The sequence below is a fragment of the Ochrobactrum chromiisoli genome, assembly GCF_026241335.1.
GTDB classification, from domain to species: Bacteria; Pseudomonadota; Alphaproteobacteria; order Rhizobiales; family Rhizobiaceae; genus Brucella; species Brucella chromiisoli.
Map to the genome: position 1 here is coordinate 111,507 of NZ_JAPHAV010000006.1, position 19,312 is coordinate 130,818.

The window sequence follows — 19,312 nt, forward strand, 5'->3', positions numbered from 1 at the left end:
ACTGAGCCAACGCCATAGCACGGAACAAGGACAGTGGAAAACTTCATGTATGCTTCCCTCAAACGATCCTGTGCACGCAGCGCATGATCTGTGGCGCGCGGTTTATATCTTGTCGCGTCCGCGCACAAACGCGAAATTCGCACGGCTTGATTAGCAGCCATGCGTTTTAGGAGCCCCTTTTTATCCCGCAAGCGCAGCAATATAACGGCTGACGGTCACTGGCATACCATACATTAACGCATCTGCAGTCAAGCCGTGGCCAATCGACACTTCACTCAATTGCGGTACACGTTTGACCAGCGCGGGGAGATTTTCAACTGTCAGATCGTGCCCAGCATTGATTGCAAGCCCGAGCGCTGTTGCAGCATCCGCAGCTTTGCCAAGACGATTTATCTCATGCGATGCAGCCGCGGGATCGTCATAGGTCGCCCCATAAGGGCCGGTATAAAGCTCAATCCGGTCAGCGCCGATAGACTTGGCCTTTTCATAGCCAAGCGGATCGGGATCAGCAAAAAGCGATACACGCATACCGTTTTCCTTGAGCCGCTGAACAATAGGCGCCAGAAAATCCGACTTTGTTTCAAAGTCCCAACCATGATCGGATGTCGCCTGCATCGGATCATCAGGAACCAGCGTCACCTGTTGCGGCTGATGCTTTTCCACCAGTTCCAGAAAAGCTTCTGTCGGAAAGCCTTCGATATTGAACTCGGCCAGCGGGTATTCATCATCGATCAAAGCACGAATATCAGCAAGGTCGGAAAAGCGGATATGGCGCTGATCGGGGCGCGGATGCACTGTCAAACCAGCGGCACCGGCTGCAAGCGCTGCACGTCCAAGGCCGATAACACTTGGCCAGGGGAGATCACGCCTATTGCGCAACATGGCGATGGCATTAAGATTGACGGACAGTTTTGCAGGCATAGAGCGTGGCTCCCTCAAATAAGGATATGGCTTTATATCGTCCGTTGAGAAAAAATGTGAGTGTTTAAGACCGCATCTCACAAACAATTTCCAACAGCAGCCCGAATGGAAACTTTCATACGCTTTTTCGCAACTTTTGCCCCACCAGCAACGTTTTACCGAACAACAAAGCATTCAGAAACTGGAGGTCACCAATGCGCAATGAAGATATTCCGGTCATTCGACGCATTCCCACCAATCGCGAGGACGTCTTCGCTTTTGCAATCGAAGGGCATCTGGATGATGCAGCGCTGGAAAACCTCTATGGCCTGCTTGATGCGGCCTATGAAGGTCATGAAGAAATCGACCTGCTTATCCGGCTGACTGGCTATGAAGGCGTTGACTGGGGAGCTGCTTTTTCCGAAAGCATGCTCTCCATGCGCGCAAAATCGTTGCGACATCTGCGTCGTTACGCGATTGTCGGCGGTCCTTTGTGGATACAGGCCAGCGTCACACTGATGCAGCCATTTCTCTCGATAGAAATGCGCACATTTGAATCGGATGATGAGCCGAAGGCGTGGGAATGGCTGGACGCCAAGCCACAAGAACAATGATCACTTGAGCAATCACTTTACAATCGTCAACTGCTCCGCAGCACGCGTGATGGCCGTATAAAGCCAGCGCTCGCGCGTGTCGCGGAATGCATAGCTTTCATCAAACAGCACGACATTATCCCACTGCGAACCCTGCGCCTTATGCACAGTCAGCGCATAGCCATAATCAAAATCATCAAAGCGTTTTTTGGTCTGCCACGGAATTTCAGCATCCGGGTCTTCAAACTGTGCCTTGAGCAATTTGATTTTGGCAACGCCACGATCTTCATCTTCCGGCGACACCAGAAGATTGATTCCGGGTTTCACGGTTTCCTTGGATGAGGTCATCACTTTCCAAAGAGATCCGTTCAGCAGCCCCTTGGCCGGATCATTGCGTAAACAAACCAGCTTATCGCCAGCCTGCGGATAATCTGCGCTGAAACCTTTCAGCTCACGCAGCCGCTGATTATAGCGCTTACGTGTGCGGTTTGTGCCGACAAGCACCTGATCAGCCGCCAGAACCAGATCCTGATTGACTTGCGACTTGGAGATGACCTTCGCCCGGCCCTCATCGCAATAGCTCAACTCCCTGCCCTCACGCACATCAAGCGCCATGCGGATAATGGGGTTATCACGTGCCTGCCGATGAATTTCAGTGAGCAGATAATCCGGCTCATGTTCGGTGAAGAACCCACCGCCGGAGATTGGCGGTAACTGGCCCGGATCGCCCAACACCAAAATCGGCGTACCAAATGTCATGAGATCGCGGCCGAGCTGCTCATCGACCATAGAACATTCATCCACAACGATCAGCGCCGCTTTGGCCACAGGGCTTTGACGATTAAGCGAAAAAGTCGGCGAAATAGACGTCTTGCCCGTCGTCTCGTCTTCAATCGCTTCTTCACCACGCGGGCGATAGATCAGCGAATGCAGCGTGCGGGCATTGTTCGCGCCCTTCGAGCGCAATACCTGCGCTGCCTTGCCGGTGAAGGCAGCAAACTGCACTTCGCCATCGACATGCTCGGCAAAATAACGCGCCAGCGTCGTTTTACCTGTACCGGCATAGCCAAACAGCCGAAAAATGGGCGAACGCCCTTCTTTCAGCCATTGTCCAACGGCCTTCAAGGCCTGATCCTGCTCTGGAGAAAACTGCATATGCTGTTCAGACAGGATTCGCCGCCCAAACACAAGATCAAACCGTGATCAAACCTTTTGGCTTACCAATGCCGCAAACTTATCAAGATCAACATTTCCGCCGCTCACAATCACGCCAACCCGCTTGCCCTTCAGGCTTGATGCGATCTGTCTTGCACCGGCAAACGCCAGACAGCCGGTCGGCTCAACCACCATTTTCATACGGCTTGCGAAAAACTTCATGCCCTGCACAAGTTCATCGTCGCTGACACTCAAAATATCGCGAACAGTCTTACGGATAATAGCAAAGGTGAGCTCACCCAAAGCTTGTGACTGCGCACCATCCGCCAAGGTCTGCGGAACGTCAATATGGACGATCTTGCCTGAGCGGAACGACTGCTGACCGTCATTGCCTGCTTCTGGCTCCACACCATAAACATCGCAGGAAGGGGAAAGTGCTTTGGCAGCCAAGGCTGAACCCGCCAGCAGTCCACCGCCGCCAAGGCAGACAAACAATGCATCCAGCGGGCCAACCTCTTCAATCAGTTCCTTTGCTGCCGTGCCCTGCCCTGCAATAATATCGGGATGATTAAACGGCGGAATAAGCGTCAGCCCACCCTCCTCGGCCAGCGTCTTCGAAAGAGCGTCGCGATCCTCAGTATAACGATTATAGGTAACGACTTTTGCGCCATAACCCCGCGTTGCGTCGAGCTTGGCCGCTGGCGCATCTTCGGGCATGATAATCGTCGCACCAATATTTAATAATTTCGCGGCCAGCGCGATCGCCTGCGCATGATTGCCGGAAGAAAAGGCAAGCACGCCGCGCTTCTTCTGCTCATCTGAAAACCGCGACAAAGCATTAAACGCCCCACGAAACTTGAACGCGCCAATACGCTGAAAGTTTTCGCATTTGAAAAAGAACTCAGCCCCCGTTTCTCGATCAAGGATTGATGACGTGAAAACCGGTGTGTGATGCGCATGGCCTTCAATCTGTCTGGCAGCGGAGATCACATCGTCATAAGTGGGAAGTATGGACATCATTCACCTCTTCAACACGCTATTTCAGCATTGGCCAAAGGCTCAAAACCAACAACAACGCCATGATTAAATTGAACCATTTCAATCGAACAGGATCGGAGAGCCAGTTGCGCAACAGCGTACCGAACCCCGCCCAGACGGAGACACTCGGCAGGTTAACCATCGCAAAAGCAGCACTCACCAGAAGAACGGCAACATAATAATTGTCGTGGTTTGCATAGGTCGCAATACCGGTGATTGCCATCACCCAGGCTTTGGGATTGACCCACTGGAAAGCCAGTGCCTGCAAAAACGACATGGGTTTTGTCTTGTCGCGTCTTTTAGACTCACCGATGGAACGCGATGTGGCAATTTTCCACGCAAGATAGAGCATGTAAGCGCCACCCGCGAACTTCAGCGCCATATAGAACGACGGCACGGTTTCAATCAGCGCACCAAGGCCAAAACCCACGGCCAGCAACAGGATAAAAAACCCCACGCCAATGCCCAGCATATGCGGAATCGTGCGCCGGAAACCGAAATTCACACCGGATGCAAGCAGCATCAGATTGTTGGGACCGGGCGTGACCGACGAAACAAATGCAAAGACAACAAGCGCCAGAAATATTTCAAGAGACATAGTGATTTGACCTGAATTGTAGCTACAAATTAGCTCAATAAAAAACCGGCACAATCGAAACATTGTGCCGGTTTCAGCCGATATTGTCTCGATTAAGCTTGCTATTTACAGCCCCTGAGGCCCACGGTTCATAGCAGCCACACCCGTGCGACAGATTTCAACCAGACCAAGCGGCTTCATCAGCGAAATGAACTGGTCGATCTTGGCCGTCTTGCCGGTAATCTCCACAATGAAATGCTCGGTCGTTGCATCCACAATCTTGGCATTAAAGGCATCGGTCAGGCGCAGGGTTTCAGCACGCGCCTCGCCCTTTCCTGCAACCTTGATCAGCGCAAGCTCACGCTCAATCGGACGTTCATGGCCAAGTTCAACGGCGCGGTAGGTCATATCAACCACGCGGTGCACCGGCACGATGCGCTCCAACTGATGGCGGATCTGATCGAGAACATTTGGCGTGCCACGTGTCACAATCGTGATGCGCGACAGATGCTGCTCATGCTCGGTTTCAGAAACCGTCAGGCTTTCAATGTTGTAGCCACGGCCTGAAAACAGGCCAATGACACGGGCGAGAACGCCCGGTTCGTTATCAACGAGAACCGAAAGCGTATGGGTTTCCGGTGTCTGTGTATCCGCTGCAATAAAATATGCCGAGCCGGATGCTAGATTTTGTGCGTTCATGTTCTTTACTCCGGATCAGACTAGGGAACGGCCCTTGGCGTCAATGGCATTGGCAACAGCTTCATCGGTCGCTTCATCAGGCAACAGCATTTCATTATGTGCCTTACCAGATGGGATCATCGGGAAGCAGTTGGCGAGATTGGCAACGCGGCAATCAAAGATAACCGGCTTTTTGACTTCAATCATTTCCATAATCGCATCATCAAGCTTCTCTGGTTTATCGCAGCGAATACCATGCGCACCATAAGCTTCTGCCAGCTTCACGAAATCTGGCATTGCTTCCGTATAGGAATGTGACAAGCGATTGCCATGCAGCAACTGCTGCCACTGACGAACCATACCCATATATTGATTGTTCAGGATGAAAATCTTGATCGGCGCTTCATACTGGATGGCAGCCGACATTTCCTGAATGCACATCTGGATCGACGCATCACCAGCAATATCAATGACCAGCGCATCAGGATGCGCAATCTGAACACCCAGAGCCGCAGGCAAACCATAGCCCATGGTGCCGAGACCACCCGAAGTCATCCAGCGATTTGGTGCGTCAAAATCCATGAACTGTGCGGCCCACATCTGATGCTGGCCAACTTCGGTCGTGATATAAGTGTCACGATCCTTGGTCAGTTCATTCAAGCGCTGCAACGCATATTGCGGCATGATCACGTCTTTGTTCGGCGTATAGGCCAATGACTTTCGAGCACGCCAGCGGTTGATCTGATCCCACCAGGCAGCAATTGCGTTCTTTTCGGGCTTCTTTTCGGAAGCGCGGAACTGGCGAACAATATCTTCGAGAACATGCGCCACATCACCGATAATCGGCACATCAACGCGAACATTCTTGTTGATCGATGATGGATCAATATCGATGTGAATCTTGCGCGAATGCGGAGCAAAGGCATTGAGACGACCCGTGATACGGTCATCAAAACGCGCACCAACGCACAGCATGACATCGCAATCATGCATGGTCATATTGGCTTCGTATGTGCCGTGCATTCCGAGCATACCCAGCCAGTTCTTGCCCGATGCAGGATAGGCACCCAAGCCCATCAGGGTCGAAGTGATCGGGAAATCGCTGATTTCAACCAGCTCACGCAAAAGCTTCGTTGCAGCAGGACCGGAATTGATAACACCGCCGCCCGAATAAATGACGGGCTTTTTGGCGCTCAACAACATTTCAACAGCCTGCGCGATGGCCGACTTGTCACCCTCGATCGTTGGGCGATAGCTGGTGCGCGGTGCAGTCTGCGGCGGTGTATAAATACCGGTCGCAAACTGAATATCCTTCGGGATATCAACCAGAACCGGCCCCGGACGCCCTGTTGAGGCAATATGGAAAGCCTCATGCAAGACGCGCGAAAGATCGTTGACGTTGCGAACCAGCCAGTTGTGCTTGGTGCAAGGGCGGGTAATACCAACCGTATCGGCCTCCTGAAAACCATCAGAGCCAATGAGTGTGGTCGGAACCTGACCGGAAATACAGACCAGCGGGATCGAATCCATAAGCGCGTCCTGCAAAGGCGTGACAGCATTGGTAGCACCTGGACCAGACGTAACCAGCATAACGCCAACCTTGCCTGTCGAACGCGCATAGCCTTCGGCCGCATGGCCTGCGCCTTGCTCGTGACGAACAAGAATATGCTGAACCTTGTCCTGCTGGAACAGTTCGTCATAGATCGGCAGCACGGCACCACCCGGATAACCGAAAAGATGTTCCACACCATGATCAATCATAGCCTGAACCACCATTTCCGCGCCGGTCATTTCGCGTTGCCCTGCGGAGATCGTCGCCGCCTCGCTTTTTGCTGCCGTCATCGTCTTCACTTCCCGTCTGCTTTACTTAATCAATTCGTTGATGTTCAGATAACAAAAAAGGCCCCCGAGGGAGCCTGTCTTTCGCGCATGGGAGCTTTCGCCGGATGGTTACACCATCCTGCCCATGCGCGTTCGTACCACAAGAATAAGAGCTGTTCTGTTCATGCCGGGGAGACTAATCAGCGAAAATCGCGGCGTCAACGCGAAAATGCACAAAACACGATATTTTCTTATATAAAAGAGGCCATCTTGATAAGATTATTGCCCTGACAAGGCTTCTTCAGCAGAGCCATACCTCTTCCAGCTCTCATCAAGCTGGTTTCTAAACCATGTTGATTGCCGTTTCGCATATTGGCGCGTGGCGATAACGGAAAGCTCTATGGCTTCTTCGCGCGGTATTTCGCCAGAAAAAAATGCTGAAATCTCACGCACGCCGATCGCTTTTAAAGCCGGCAGTGCAGGATCAAGATTCAGAGCCATTAATGCACGGACTTCATCGAGCGCGCCCTGATCCCACATGAGTTTGAAGCGCCGCTCAATCCGCTCGCCCAACCATTTGCGATCCGGCAACAACACGATTTTGCGCGCGCTCGCATTATCGATCAGTGCCGTTCCGGTATTCCTCTGCCAATGCAACAGAGACTTGCCTGTTCCCTCAAACACTTCCAGCGCACGCACAATACGCTGGCTGTCTGTGGGGCGCAACGTGGCTGCAATCTCCGGGTCTCGCTCTGCAAGCAATCTATGAAGGGCCTCTGCGCCCTCCTCGCTCATTTTGTTGCGCCAATGCTCACGCACATCAACAGCCACTTCCGGCATCTGCGAAAGCCCGCCCAACAGCGCGCGGAAATAAAGCCCTGTACCACCGACAAAAATCGGTGTGCGCCCTTTCAGATCATCCCGCGCCAGCACAATTTCAACATCGGCAAACCATTTGCCCGTCGAATAGGAAACGGATGGAGCCACATGGCCATACAGAAAATGATCAGCTTCACGCAGTTCGTCAGCCTGCGGCCGTGCACTCAAAAGGTCGAGCACATCATAAACCTGCATGGAATCGGTGTTGACGATAAAGCCGCCTGTCTCCTTTGCCATATGAAGCGCAAGAGCCGACTTGCCGCTGGCCGTCGGTCCAGCTATCAGGATTGCACCCTTTACCGCTTCACTCATCGCAGGAAATGTTCCTCATGTCCCGATCCGCTTCCCTTATTGCTACACTGATTGCCAATCCGGCCAAAGCGTCGCTTATTCCATCTTTGGGGATTAAAGCCTCGGCGGCAGTCAATGCAACCGGACTTTACTGGCTGGCAGACGGTATTGCCTGCGACATACCGCTTCCATCCACAATCGGGCATGAAGAAGCAGATCAGGCATTGCGCGCCGCCCTTGATGGCGCCCCAGTCGATGTCGTGGTGCAGGAACAGGACAGCCGACGCAAGAAAATTCTGATTGCCGACATGGATTCCACAATGATCCAGCAGGAATGCATTGATGAACTGGCCGAAGAAGCTGGCCTGCGCGAGCATGTTGCGGCGATTACTGCCCGTGCCATGAACGGTGAAATCGAATTCGAACCAGCATTGCGTGAACGCGTTGCTCTGCTCAAAGGTCTGCCGCTTTCGGTGATCGACAAGGTTATCTCCACCCGCATTTCGCTGATGCCGGGCGGCGTTGAACTGGTCCGCACCATGCGCAAGCACGGCGCTTACACGGCACTTGTATCTGGTGGCTTCACATCATTCACAAAGCGCGTCGCAGAAATGATCGGCTTCAATGAAGACCGCGCCAATACGCTTCTCCATGATGGCGCGCATTTGAGCGGCACGGTTTCCGACCCTATCCTCGGCCGCGAAGCAAAAGTCGAAAAGCTCGTCGAAATTGCTGAGCGCCTCGGCCTCACCCCGCAGCATGCAATCGCCGTCGGCGATGGCGCCAATGATCTCGGCATGATTCAGCTTGCAGGCACAGGCGTAGCACTTCACGCCAAGCCAGCCGTCGCGGCACAGGCGAAGGTGCGCATTGATCATGGTGATCTCACCGCGCTCCTTTATATCCAGGGCTATCGAAAATCTGATTTTGTGGAATGAGGCCTTTCTGAATCATATTGAGAGCCAATGCGTGCAAGTGATTCAAACACCAAACAAAAAAGGCGTCGCAAATTCTGCGACGCCTTTTATTTTTATGTAAAATCAAAGCCTAATCGATGCGGATCGTGACAAAACGCAGCTCGCCCGAACGTGACGCCAACATCAAAAGCGCATTCTTACGTCCTTCACGACGAAGGGCATCGATGCGCTTCTTCACATCCGCTGGCGTTTTGACCGTCACCTGCCCAACGTCAACAATCACATCGCCTGTTTCGATACGTTTTTCGCTGGCAGCAGAACCCGGAGTGACGTAAAGCACGGCCACCCCTTCCACATCTTCCGCAATGCCGAACTCGCCACGCACATCATCATTGATCTCGGCAAGTTTCATACCCATGACTGCCGTCGTAGCAGTCTGTTCCTTCTGTTCTTTTTTCTGGGTATCAGACTTTGGTGCATCAGGTGCTGCTTCCCCGTCTTCCATATCCGGTGGCGGTGCCTGATCTTCAGTGGCGTCCTCGGTGCTCTTATCGTCTTCAACCAAACGACCGAGCTTGACCTTTACAGTCTTCTCTTCGCCGTCTCTGACCACAACGACTTCGACCTCATCACCGACAGCGCTTTCGGCCACAAGTCGCGGCAGATCACGCGCGCGCTCAACTGGCTTGCCGTCATACCGAATAACAACGTCACCCGGTTTAATCTCTTTGTTATCAACACCAGAGTTTTCGACGAGACCGGCAATCAACGCGCCTTTAGATTCTTTCAAACCGAGGCTCTGCGCAACATCATCGGTTACAGGCTGGATACGAACACCGAGCCAGCCACGGCGCACTTCGCCAAACTCTTTGAGCTGATCGATAACGCCAACAGCCATTTCAGCCGGAATAGCAAAACCAATACCAATCGAGCCACCCGATGGTGAATAGATTGCGGTATTGATGCCGATCACCTTGCCGTCCATATCGAACAGCGGACCACCGGAATTACCCCGGTTGATTGCAGCATCGGTCTGAATGAAATCATCATAGGGGCCGGACTGAATGTCGCGTTTGCGCGCGGAAATAATACCGGCTGTCACCGTACCACCAAGACCAAATGGATTGCCAATCGCCAGAACCCAATCGCCAATGCGTGCTTTTTCCGAGTTGCCAAACTCAACGGCCTTGAGCTTATGTTTCGTCGGATCAACTTTCAGCACCGCAAGATCGGTCTTTGTGTCCTTGCCAACCAGTTCCGCTTTCAGCTTGGAACCGTCAACGAAATTGACTTCGATCTCATCAGCATCGGCGATGACATGGTTGTTGGTGACGATGTAACCTTGTTTGGCATCAATCACAAAGCCGGAACCCAGCGACTGCACTTTGCGTGAATCGCTATTCTTGCCGCCATCCTTGTCATTGAAAAAATCTTTGAAGAGATCCTCAAATGGGGAGCCTTCCGGCACCTGCGGCATCGGCACGCCGCCGTCTTCCTCGCCATCGTCCTTGACGGTCTGCGATGTCGAAATATTTACCACCGCATCCAATAGCCCTTCGGCCAAATCAGCCACAGAGCCGGGGCCCTGCCGGATCGGTGCAGTTTGCTGGGCGAACGAAGGCGTGGCGCCAATTGCAACTGTCCCCGTAAAACTCATCGCTCCAAGAGCGACGGTTGCCAGAAGAGTGCGAGTAAAACTCGCCTTGGGTGCAATTGCCATGAAGCTCTGCTCCGTTTCTGTCTGCGGTAAGAAATCGAATAGATTAGATCGCTGCAAATTACGGCCTGTTTACGGCCCCGCATAGGGTAGAGATCAGAAATATAGCGTTTGAACTGGCTTATCCCCTGACAAGCCAGACAATGAACACACCAATTGCAAGCGCGCAAAGCCCGGCAATGCGCAACATGCTTTCAGGCGCCTCAGACGCATCACGCGCAAGTCTTTTTGCAAAAAATGGAAAGCCGCCGTAGAGCAGCCCTTCGAAGACGAAGAGAAGTCCTACGGCGGCCAGAAAATCGCTCATATGCGATAGTCTCTCTTACTTTGACGGTGTCGGCAATTGACCACCGGCATCACGGAAGAACCTAAAGAACTCCGAATCCGGTGAAATGACCAGCGTTGTATCCGGTGTTTCGAGTGCTTTGCGATACGCCGCCATCGAACGATAGAAAGCGTAAAAGCCCGGATCTTTCTTGGCCGCTTCTGCGAAGATCGCACTGCGCTCAGCATCGCCTTCACCACGAAGGATTTCCGATTCCTTACGCGCTTCAGCAAGCGTTTCGACAACCTGACGATCTGCAATAGCACGGATACGCTGTGCCGCTTCACGACCACGCGCGCGCAAACGCTCAGCTTCAGCAAGACGCTCGGCTTTCATGCGCTCATAGGTCTGCTGCGATACTTCTGCTGTCAGATCCGTGCGGCGAATGCGAACGTCTTCAATGGTGATACCAAGCGAATTCGCATCAGAACGAAGCTGGTTGGCAACTTCACGCATCATTTCACCACGCTCTTCCGAAAGCGCTGCCTCGAAGCCACGCTGACCGTAGACACCGCGCAATGCAGCATCAAGACGCGTGCGCAGACGCTGCTCAGCAAGGATCGTGGAACCGGAGACCGTTTCACGGAACTTGCTCGGATCAGTGATGCGATAAACGAGGAAAGCATCCACGTCGTAGAACTTACCGCCAGAAACCTGAACACGAATGTCATCAAGGTCAAAGCGCAAAAGGCGATCATCGATCAGCTGAACCGAGTCCGCATCCATGAAACCAAACGGCATTTTGAAATAGATACCCGGTTCGGTTTTCACGTCGACAATCTGACCAAAGCGCAGGACGATTGCCTGCTGACGTTCATTGACGATGAAAACCGAGGAATACAGAACGAAAGCCAGTACGGCGATGATACCGACAATAAACGGAAGCCTATTATTGGCCATGATCAGTTACCTCCGCTATTCGTCGTTGCATCGGCAGCACCTGAACGCGGCTGCTGGCGCATAAGTTCACTTAATGGAAGGTATGGAACAACATCCTTCCCCGCTTCCACGATAACCTTCTTGGTGCCGGCCAGCACCTCTTCCATAGTTTCGAGGAACAAACGATTACGCGTTACTTCGGGCGCATTCTTATATTCAGCGACAACCGAATTGAAGCGCTGCGCTTCACCGGTGGCATCCTGAACAACGCGGTTTTTATATGCAGCGGCCTCTTCGCGAAGCTGCGCTGCCTGACCACGTGCCTGACCAAGCCGCTGGTTTGAGTATTGATTGGATTCTTCTACGAAGCGATCTTCATCCTGCTCGGCACGCTGCACTTCATCGAACGCATCAGCCACTTCACGCGGCGGAGCTGCATCCTCAATGGAAACGGCATTGATCTGAATACCGGCATTGTAACGATCAAGTGTGGACTGAATGATTTCACGAACGCTCTGCGCAATTTCGGCACGATTGTCACGGAAAACATCCTGAGCCGGTCTGCGTCCGACGATTTCGCGGATCGCACTCTCGGAAACCTGCTGCACCATGGCATCCGGGTTTTCGACATTAAACAGATAATCACGTGGATTCGAAACACGATACAGCACGGAGAACTGAACATTGACGATGTTCTGATCGCCAGTCAGCATCAGGCCTTGCGTAGCAGTACGCGACCCCTGCCCACCAATATTGATCTGCTTTTCGACGATCTGCGCCTTTTCAACGGTTTCAACCGGCCAGAAAAGGAAATGCAGGCCCGGTTCGGAAACTTCTGCCTTTGGCTTACCAAAGACCAGTTCAACCGCAAGCTCATCCGGCTGGACGGTGTAAACAGACTGAAACAGCCAGAAACCAAGAACAGCCGCACCAATCAGATAATAGAACGGGCGATTGCTGTTGCCTTTTCCACCACCGCCACCGCTACCGGGGAAAACCTTTTTCAGGCGATCCTGGCCTTTGCGCAGAATATCCTCGAGATCAGGCGGTGTGTTGGGTCCGCCACCACGCGGGCCTTTGGGTCCTTGACCCCACGGGCCGCCATTATTGGAACCGTTATTATTATTGTTATCGCCGCCGCCACCCCATGGGCCACCGCCGCCGTTCTGATTACTCCAGGGCATCCTCACCTCTCGTCCGGGAGACTGAAAGTCTATTCAACTTCCTGTCATCAAATAATGTTACCGTTTTATAGGCATCGCGAGGGCCGCTTTCAACGTAAGGCAGCCAATTTCCTGCGTTATAATTTACGCATTATAGCGTTCGTACTGAATATAGCGCGTCGGATGGCTGTCTTTTTCTCCTTGAGGCACATCTTCGCTCGAAACGGCGCGCCAGATTTGCGAATCGATTTCAGGAGAATAAGTATCGCCATCAATGGTGGCGAGAACCTGTGTCAAATACACTTTGTCGGCGAACGGTAGCGCCTGCGCATAAATCTTGCCACCCCCAATAATGCAGACTTCACCCACGCCAAGCTCAGTCGCAAGCCTGTGCCCCAGAGCGATTGCATCCTCAAGCGAGCCGATAATCTGCGCACCTTCCGCATGAAAAGCTGCATCGCGCGTTATCACGATGTTGGGACGCCCCGGCAATGGGCGACCAATGGACTCCCATGTCCGGCGCCCCATAATCACAGGCTTTCCAAGCGTCAGCGCCTTAAAGCGTTTGAGATCGGTCGAAAGCTTCCACGGCATGTCATTGTCGCGGCCAATCACACCATTTTCGGATGCAGCCACAACAATCGATAAAAACGGCTTCTGATTATGCATATCTTACACCGCAATCGGCGCTTTGATCGTTGGATCGGCTTCATAACCGATAAGCTCAAAATCCTCGAAACGGAAAGCAAACAGATCCTTCACATCGGGATTAATACGCATGGTCGGCAATGATTTTGGCGTGCGGGTCAGTTGCAGACGTGCCTGCTCAAAATGATTGGAGTAGAGATGCGCGTCCCCGAGCGTGTGCACAAAATCACCCGGCTCAAGCCCGGCAACCTGCGCAATCATCATCGTCAAAAGCGCATAAGAGGCGATATTGAATGGAACGCCCAGAAAAATATCCGCCGAGCGCTGATAGAGCTGACAGGAAAGTTTGCCATCTGAAACATAGAACTGAAACAGGCAATGGCATGGCGGCAAGGCCATTTCATCGACCAGCGCCGGATTCCACGCCGAAACAATCAAACGTCTTGAGTTAGGATTTTCACGCAACATTTTGAGAAGATTCGCGATCTGGTCAATATGGCGGCCATCTGGCGCAGGCCATGAACGCCACTGATAACCATAGACCGGACCAAGATCGCCCTTCTCATCCGCCCATTCATCCCAGATCGAAACGCCATTTTCCTTGAGATAGGCGATATTGGTATCACCTTTAAGGAACCACAGCAGCTCATGAATGATGGAACGAAGATGCAGCTTTTTGGTGGTCAGAACCGGAAATCCCTCGGCCAGATTAAACCGCATCTGATAGCCAAACACTGAGCGCGTGCCTGTCCCGGTCCGATCGCCACGGTCAGCGCCATTATCAAGCACATGCTGGAGTAGGTCGAGATAGGTGCGCATAGGGGATACTTTCCGGGTCGATTCGTCAAAGCCCAATATAGGAAAAACCCCGGCGTTATGACACCGGGGTTTCGATTTGCCTGTGGACTGAAATTAAAGATCGCCAAGCTTACCCAGCTGTTTGGCAACCAGATAATAAAAGGTAACGCGATGCTTGTTACGATCACCCTTCATGACTTCTGCGACATGATCGACGACTTCGACAGCTTTTGCCTCGTCAGCGACACCAAGCTTCTTGTGCACCCAGCTATCGCGAACACGCTTCATTTCTTCAGGGTCAGTTGCCGAAACGAGGGAGGAATCACGATTGCGCAGGGCAATGCCAAGATGCTTTACGATCTTCTCGACAACGGCTTCATCAGCGCCAGCATCATAGCGACGGACATCCGCGATATAGTCACTCATCTATCCACTCTCCTTCGATTGGTTTTAGCCCCGGTTAAACCTCCGCTACAGCCGGACGATCGCAATCCTATTTCCGGCATGCACCGATAGTGTGGTGAGGATTGACCAGCCTGCCCTGCCTGTCAATGAAAATGAACGCAAAAAGCGAAGCCGGAAGACGGGCAACAACCTGTTAAATAACAACTACCCTCTTTCAATCGGAGAAAAGGACGCCTATATACAGGATGTCAGCGCAAGCTGACTATGGTGATAAACGGACGATGTAATAAACCTATTGGACCCGGGGGCGGTACCCGGCGCCTCCACCACAACGCAAGAAGCATTAAAGGCGCGTTGCGCTGTGGCGGGGGCGAAATAGGATCGACAAGGGTGTAAAGATCGCTCTTTTGCTCGGCATGATACCACCGTTATCGGGTCAATTGAGTAGTTGCAAATGACAACAAAGCTCAGGGTTACGCTCTCGCTGCTTAATCGCGGTGCGGGAAACCCACTCTAAGTCCTTCTGGTTAGCACCTTGAGGCGGGGTTCGGAGGCACCTGGCAACAGAAGCCTCCACTTTCCCTTCACTGCTTGATTAGATAGCTGCGACTTGCGTGCCGGGCTCTGATTTGCGTGCAAACACAATCAGCGCAAGCAGGAATGCCATCAGCGCACATATCGCAATTCCACCGATCATCGGCCGTGCCGATCCGTCAAAAAACGCACCGGTGATCGCGATCGCAATACCGCCAATGACAAAATGCAGCGTGCCGAGAAGAGCAGATGCCGTTCCGGCAATGTCTCCGTGATCATCCAGCGCAAGCACCGCTGTGGTGGGAATCACCAACCCCAAAAAGCCATAGCCCACGAACAAGAAGCTCGCGATCAGCCACAGGGAATTATGCCCCATCAAAACAGCCAGAAACATGATCAGCATGACAGCCGCAAAGCCCGATACAGCAACGCGCATTACGCGCCGCAACCCATACCGCGAACCAAGCCAGCCATTAAGCTGCGACACACTGAAGAACGACACCGCATTTATCGAAAACGCAATCGCATACTGGCTCGGGCTGAGGCCATAATGATCGATCATAATAAACGATGAATTCGCCAGATAAACGAAGAACGAAGCAACGCCGAAGCCGCCAATACAGGCAAGCCCCATAAAATAGCGATCCTTCAGCAACCGACCATAACCCGCCAGTGCACTGCTGATATTGCTTTCAAGCCGAGCCTCGCTGCACCGCGTCTCCTGAAGTGATGTTGCGATCAGCACAACACCGACAATTGCGGCCACCAGCACTGCCCAGAAAACACCACGCCAGCCAAAGAAATCGATCAGCACTGAACCGCTTAACGGTGCAAGAATCGGCGAAATCGAGAACACGAGCATCAAAAGCGACATAAGCCGCGCCGCATCCACACCAGTGTGAAGATCACGCACAATGGCCCGCGGAATCACACTGCTAGCCGCAGCACCCATCCCCTGAATAAAACGAAACAGCACCAGAATATCGATATCGGTTGCCAGTGCTGATCCGACACTGCCGATGGCAAAAAGGATAAGCCCACCATAAAGCGGCAGCTTCCGCCCGACCATATCTGACAGTGGCCCCACGAAAAGCTGTGCAAGCGCCAAAGCAATGAAAAATGCCAGCAGACTCATCTGCACGGCACTCGTCTCAGCATGCAGATCCGTTGCAATCATAGGCAAGGCAGGCAGATACATATCGATGGCAAACGGACCGATCGCCGACAACAGACCAAGAATGAGCGCATTGCGAAAAAGACCGGAAGTCATCAAGCCGGAAGGAGAGCCTGAGCGGGAACCTGAACGCATCGGGGGAGCACTTTCATCAATGTTTCGTGAGCTATCTTCTGCGATTTTGAACCCCCTTGGCCCGCGGCACCGCTTGGGAGGATGGAAAGACCAGGGTCCAAATATCGCAAAAGAATCTCTATCCACATGTTAATGCTGCATAATCTCAATCATTCCCACGATAGTTCTGCCCCCAGGCGCCCTATCGTAGCCCTTGTAAATAGTGCAGCAGCCCTCATAATGGACAGAATGTCAAAACCGATTTGACACAACTGTAAAATTAGACACCATTGTCCAACGCGTCAAGTCATCTTATGTTATGAATATGAAACCTACTGACATGCTCGATATAGCAATTTTGTCCGACCGGCAGTCCGCCCTTTCAAAGGGTGGCAATCCTGCGTCCGTGAAACCGGGACAATGCATGAAGCGCGACTTCATTCTGTGTGCCGCAGCGCGCGTTTTTTATCGCGATGGCTTTCAGGGCGCGAGCATCGATCTGATTGCAAGCGAAGCAGGCGTTTCCCGCCAGACGATCTATAATCACTATCGCGACAAGGAAGCGCTTCTTGCCGCCGTTGTTGATGATGCTTTTGACAGAATGACGTCCAGCCTTTTCGCCGTGCTTGCAACATTTCCGCAGTCCAGCGAAAATCTTGAAGAAGACCTGATCGCCTTTTCTATCCGGATGAGCCGCAACTGCGTGCATGATTCGTCCACGGCTTTCCTGCGCAAGCTGTTCCAATCCGATGAAGATGCTCTTCCTTTGCACGCCAATGTCTGTAGCAACAAAGGCCCAGCACAGGCGGTCCCCGCTATTGCAGCCCATCTCGCACGCCTCGCCCTTGCTGGCGATTTGGAAATCCAGGACCCGGACCTTGCGGCCTGTCATTATCTGGCGCTGATCAATGCCGATATTCACTACCATCTTCTGACAGGACAAAGTGTCGACGATTCCATCATCGAGAAAAGCTCGATCAATGGCGTCAGGACATTTCTGATGGCCTTTGGCAAACGCGCATAATTTCCAGGCCGAACGTTTGAAATTCACGCTTTGATTGTTCTTGGTAGGGCGCCAGCGCAAAGGTTGAGCTTTTTCCTGAGATAATTTTAAATTCTCTCTAGAACAAACTTGACATCAACCTGCGAATCCGTGGGATAAGCAAACTATGGTACAGGACCTGATCCGTTACGATATTTTAGCTCAGGAAGCCCTCCGCGGCGTCATTCGCAAGGTTCTTGCGGAAGTGGCGACGACTGGCTTGCCGGGAAACCACCACTTCTTCATCACGTTCCTCACTGGAGCGCCTGGTGTACGAATTTCATCGCGCCTCAAGGAGAAATATCCTGAGCAGATGACGGTGGTATTGCAGCACCAATTCTGGGATATGCTGGTTACAGACCAGCTGTTCGAAATTGGCCTGTCCTTTGGCGACGTTCCTGAAAAGCTGACAATTCCCTTTTCTGCCATTCGCGGCTTCTACGATCCATCGGTCAATTTCGAACTGGAATTCGATGTGTCCGTTGTGCAGCCGACGAGTGACAATGACGAAGGCAGCAATATCTCTTCGATAGAACTGATTTCTGCCGAAGAGACACCGGCTAAAAAGCCTAAGTCAAAGCCACGCAAAACGGCTGCTGAAAAGGCGGAATCGGCTGCAAAGGATAAAGAGGATGCCGATGGCGACGATACGGAACCAAAGCCGTCCGCCGATGTCGTGTCGCTTGATTCCTTCCGAAAAAAATAATGGTTCCCATCGTTTAAATCTTTTGCGCCGGTAGATGAAACATTTCTACCGGCATTTTGTTTTAGCCAAGTCAATTCAGCAAGATAGAGCATTTTCAATGGTGCAATCAAAACAGGAAATGCTCTAAACATCTCAGTTGACTTTGATCAATGCATGAAGAGTAATGTTTACCGTAATGTTTACCGTAATATTTTCTCGACGTGACACATCTGGATTGGCTCTATCATGCTACGTTTTGTTGCTCAGTTGGTCTTATGGTTTAGCGGAATTATCGCAGGCATATTTGTTGCAAAAGATGCACCAAATTTCCCGCTCTGGCAGATGACGTTCGGTCTGGTTCTGCTGATAATACTCTCGCTGATCATATGGTTTTTGACCAATCCCAAATCTCCAGACAAGTAGAGTTATCAAGACTTCGAAAGCTTGCAACACGGCAACCATTCATGAGCGAGATCGTCAACCTGCGTCAGTTCAGAAAGAACAAGGCACGCACATCCAAAGAAAAGCAGGCAGAGGAGAACCGCATCCTCTTTGGGCGCACCAAGGTCGAGAAGGATTTTGCGCGGCAAGAAGCCCGTAAGTCTGAGCGTTTTCTCGTAAACAACAAGCTTGAGCAAAGCAACAAGCCGGACGATGAGACGTGAATCCGTCATCGCGTCTGCGAAAGCGTTCAGTGAACATTCGTGGCCATGCCACCAGCTACACGCTTGAAGAGCCATTCTTCGAAATTCTTGAAGAAATCGCGCAGCAACGAGAATTATCCATGGCAGCATTGATTGCTGAAATCGACGGACAGCGTGACCGCACAATCAACCTTTCATCGGCCTTGCGTCTCAGCGTGCTCGACTGGCTGAAATCAAAACGAACGACCTAGGCCGTGTGGACTGCTATATTTTGGTTCATGGCATCGATAAAAATAGCCGGGCTTTGCGTCGCAAAACCGCTTCGCACTTTTTCT

The 19,312-nt window shown here is 52.2% G+C and carries 21 protein-coding genes and 1 other RNA gene; 7 read left to right on the forward strand and 15 right to left on the reverse strand.

All coding sequences use genetic code 11. The annotated features are described in order from the left end of the window. Window positions 1–180 precede the first annotated feature (180 nt). Window positions 181–921, reverse strand: a complete 741-nt coding sequence (locus OPR82_RS13395; RefSeq protein WP_265985378.1) for a pyridoxine 5'-phosphate synthase — start codon at window positions 919–921, stop codon at window positions 181–183. A gap of 194 nt (window positions 922–1,115) precedes the next feature. Between OPR82_RS13395 and OPR82_RS13400 the strand changes: the two genes are divergently transcribed. After that, window positions 1,116–1,514: a SpoIIAA family protein gene (locus tag OPR82_RS13400; RefSeq protein ID WP_265985379.1), complete on the forward strand. Its 399-nt coding sequence runs from the start codon at window positions 1,116–1,118 to the stop codon at window positions 1,512–1,514. Between the two features lie 12 nt (window positions 1,515–1,526). Here OPR82_RS13400 and OPR82_RS13405 read toward each other — a convergent pair whose 3' ends face one another. From OPR82_RS13405 to miaA, 6 genes are all read right to left on the reverse strand, one after another. Further along, a complete protein-coding gene (locus tag OPR82_RS13405) occupies window positions 1,527–2,648 on the reverse strand; it encodes an ATP-dependent DNA helicase (RefSeq protein WP_265985381.1) in 1,122 nt (373 codons plus the stop codon). 48 nt (window positions 2,649–2,696) lie between these two features. Continuing rightward, the gene (locus OPR82_RS13410; protein WP_265985382.1) at window positions 2,697–3,665 is read right to left on the reverse strand and encodes a threo-3-hydroxy-L-aspartate ammonia-lyase; all 969 of its coding nucleotides are present in this window, start codon (window positions 3,663–3,665) and stop codon (window positions 2,697–2,699) included. 19 nt (window positions 3,666–3,684) lie between these two features. Then, complete coding sequence (locus OPR82_RS13415) at window positions 3,685–4,284, reverse strand: LysE family translocator (RefSeq protein ID WP_265985383.1); 600 nt, start codon at window positions 4,282–4,284, stop codon at window positions 3,685–3,687. A 105-nt stretch (window positions 4,285–4,389) separates the two neighbouring features. Then, on the reverse strand, window positions 4,390–4,962 hold the full coding sequence (gene ilvN, locus OPR82_RS13420; RefSeq protein WP_265985384.1) for an acetolactate synthase small subunit: 573 nt from the start codon (window positions 4,960–4,962) through the stop codon (window positions 4,390–4,392). A gap of 15 nt (window positions 4,963–4,977) precedes the next feature. Then, window positions 4,978–6,783 carry an acetolactate synthase 3 large subunit gene (locus tag OPR82_RS13425; protein ID WP_265985385.1) on the reverse strand — a complete coding sequence of 602 codons (1,806 nt, stop codon included), beginning with the start codon at window positions 6,781–6,783 and terminating at the stop codon, window positions 4,978–4,980. Between the two features lie 258 nt (window positions 6,784–7,041). Beyond that, entirely contained in the window at window positions 7,042–7,953 is a 912-nt protein-coding gene (gene miaA, locus OPR82_RS13430; RefSeq protein WP_265985386.1) for a tRNA (adenosine(37)-N6)-dimethylallyltransferase MiaA, read from the reverse strand. Between the two features lie 17 nt (window positions 7,954–7,970). Between miaA and serB the strand changes: the two genes are divergently transcribed. Further along, entirely contained in the window at window positions 7,971–8,870 is a 900-nt protein-coding gene (serB, locus tag OPR82_RS13435) for a phosphoserine phosphatase SerB (protein WP_265985387.1), read from the forward strand. Window positions 8,871–8,979: 109 nt separating this feature from the next. On the opposite strand, the gene OPR82_RS13440 is transcribed toward serB, so the two are convergent. From OPR82_RS13440 to OPR82_RS13470, 7 genes are all read right to left on the reverse strand, one after another. Continuing rightward, window positions 8,980–10,569 (reverse strand): Do family serine endopeptidase, encoded by a 1,590-nt coding sequence (locus OPR82_RS13440; protein ID WP_265985388.1) that lies wholly within the window; start codon window positions 10,567–10,569, stop codon window positions 8,980–8,982. A 118-nt stretch (window positions 10,570–10,687) separates the two neighbouring features. After that, window positions 10,688–10,873 carry a DUF2065 domain-containing protein gene (locus OPR82_RS13445; protein WP_265985389.1) on the reverse strand — a complete coding sequence of 62 codons (186 nt, stop codon included), beginning with the start codon at window positions 10,871–10,873 and terminating at the stop codon, window positions 10,688–10,690. A 15-nt stretch (window positions 10,874–10,888) separates the two neighbouring features. Beyond that, window positions 10,889–11,791 (reverse strand): protease modulator HflC, encoded by a 903-nt coding sequence (gene hflC / locus OPR82_RS13450; protein WP_265985390.1) that lies wholly within the window; start codon window positions 11,789–11,791, stop codon window positions 10,889–10,891. A 2-nt stretch (window positions 11,792–11,793) separates the two neighbouring features. After that, window positions 11,794–12,954: an FtsH protease activity modulator HflK gene (gene hflK / locus OPR82_RS13455; RefSeq protein WP_265985391.1), complete on the reverse strand. Its 1,161-nt coding sequence runs from the start codon at window positions 12,952–12,954 to the stop codon at window positions 11,794–11,796. A 123-nt stretch (window positions 12,955–13,077) separates the two neighbouring features. Further along, window positions 13,078–13,602, reverse strand: a complete 525-nt coding sequence (locus tag OPR82_RS13460; RefSeq protein ID WP_265985392.1) for a dihydrofolate reductase — start codon at window positions 13,600–13,602, stop codon at window positions 13,078–13,080. 3 nt (window positions 13,603–13,605) lie between these two features. Further along, window positions 13,606–14,400: a thymidylate synthase gene (locus OPR82_RS13465; protein ID WP_265985393.1), complete on the reverse strand. Its 795-nt coding sequence runs from the start codon at window positions 14,398–14,400 to the stop codon at window positions 13,606–13,608. A gap of 93 nt (window positions 14,401–14,493) precedes the next feature. After that, window positions 14,494–14,805, reverse strand: a complete 312-nt coding sequence (locus tag OPR82_RS13470; RefSeq protein ID WP_265985394.1) for a DUF2853 family protein — start codon at window positions 14,803–14,805, stop codon at window positions 14,494–14,496. 187 nt (window positions 14,806–14,992) lie between these two features. Here OPR82_RS13470 and ssrA point away from each other — a divergent pair. Then, window positions 14,993–15,362: a transfer-messenger RNA gene (gene ssrA / locus OPR82_RS13475) on the forward strand. A gap of 17 nt (window positions 15,363–15,379) precedes the next feature. On the opposite strand, the gene OPR82_RS13480 is transcribed toward ssrA, so the two are convergent. Next, complete coding sequence (locus OPR82_RS13480; protein WP_265985484.1) at window positions 15,380–16,588, reverse strand: multidrug effflux MFS transporter; 1,209 nt, start codon at window positions 16,586–16,588, stop codon at window positions 15,380–15,382. A gap of 337 nt (window positions 16,589–16,925) precedes the next feature. On the opposite strand from OPR82_RS13480, the gene OPR82_RS13485 reads away from it, so the two are divergent. The 4 genes from OPR82_RS13485 to OPR82_RS13500 all read left to right on the forward strand — a co-directional run bounded on the left by OPR82_RS13485 (window position 16,926) and on the right by OPR82_RS13500 (window position 19,228). Next, complete coding sequence (locus OPR82_RS13485) at window positions 16,926–17,630, forward strand: TetR/AcrR family transcriptional regulator (RefSeq protein WP_265985395.1); 705 nt, start codon at window positions 16,926–16,928, stop codon at window positions 17,628–17,630. 145 nt (window positions 17,631–17,775) lie between these two features. Then, window positions 17,776–18,354 carry an SspB family protein gene (locus OPR82_RS13490; protein ID WP_265985396.1) on the forward strand — a complete coding sequence of 193 codons (579 nt, stop codon included), beginning with the start codon at window positions 17,776–17,778 and terminating at the stop codon, window positions 18,352–18,354. Window positions 18,355–18,797: 443 nt separating this feature from the next. Beyond that, window positions 18,798–18,998: a DUF4169 family protein gene (locus OPR82_RS13495; protein ID WP_265985397.1), complete on the forward strand. Its 201-nt coding sequence runs from the start codon at window positions 18,798–18,800 to the stop codon at window positions 18,996–18,998. Beyond that, window positions 18,995–19,228, forward strand: a complete 234-nt coding sequence (locus tag OPR82_RS13500; RefSeq protein ID WP_265985399.1) for a ribbon-helix-helix domain-containing protein — start codon at window positions 18,995–18,997, stop codon at window positions 19,226–19,228. The genes OPR82_RS13495 and OPR82_RS13500 overlap by 4 nt, the downstream gene beginning before the upstream one ends. Window positions 19,229–19,312 lie beyond the last annotated feature (84 nt).